The 858-nt window shown below is 71.9% G+C and carries 1 protein-coding gene; it reads left to right on the top strand.

Annotation, left to right across the window (positions count from 1 at the left end):
* Nucleotides 1–6: 6 nt before the first annotated feature.
* Nucleotides 7–858, top strand: an 852-nt coding sequence (locus PV342_RS40905; RefSeq protein ID WP_500321238.1) for a serine/threonine-protein kinase, incomplete at its 3' end; no start/stop codon positions are given.

Below are 858 nucleotides of genomic sequence, written 5' to 3'. Positions count from 1 at the left end.
CGCGCGATGTCCGACCTCGGACGCCTGGTGGCCGGGAGGTACCGGCTGGTGGAGCGGATCGGCCGTGGCGGTATGGGCACGGTGTGGCGGGCCGAGGACGAGCTGCTGGGGCGTGCGGTGGCGGTCAAGCGGTTGCATCCGCCGCAGCCGCATCTGCAGGACGACGAGCTGGAGACGTTGTTCGAGCGGACGCGTCGGGAGGCGCGGAGCGCGGCGCGGATCAGTCATCCGAATGTGGTGGTCGTGCATGACGTGGTGGACGACGAGGGTCTGCCGGTCATCGTGATGGAGTATGTGCCGTCGACGACGCTGGGTGATCTGCTGAAGGAGCGGGGTCCGGTGGGGCCGGGGGAGGCGGCGCGGATCGGGCGGGCGATGGTGGCGGCGTTGCGGGCGGCGCATGGGGCGGGGGTGCTGCACCGGGATGTGAAGCCGGGCAATGTGCTGTTGGCGGAGTCGGGCCGGGTGGTGCTGACGGATTTCGGGATCGCGCAGGCGTCGGGGACGTCGACGTTGACGCGGACGGGTGAGTTGATCGGGTCGATCGACTTTTTGGCGCCGGAGCGGTTGACCGGTGGTGTGCCGGGTCCTGAGTCGGATCTGTGGGCGTTGGGGGCGACGTTGTTCCAGGCGGTGGAGGGGCGTTCGCCGTTCCGTCGGGACACGGCGATCGAGACGGCGTATGCGATCGCGACGGACGAGGTGCCGGTGGCGGGGCGTGCGGGGGCGTTGGGGCCGGTGATCGCGGGGCTGCTGGTGCGGGAGCCGCGGGGGCGGCTGTCGGCGGAGGAGGCCGAGCGGTTGCTGCGGGCCGGTGCCGCCGAGACCGAGACCGAGAGCGTCCCCCGCGACAGCCTC

This window comes from Streptomyces sp. PA03-3a (assembly GCF_033792735.1).
Taxonomy (GTDB): Bacteria; Actinomycetota; Actinomycetes; order Streptomycetales; family Streptomycetaceae; genus Actinacidiphila.
Note: the sequence above shows the minus strand (reverse complement) of the source record. Positions and strands in the feature narration are given on the sequence as shown.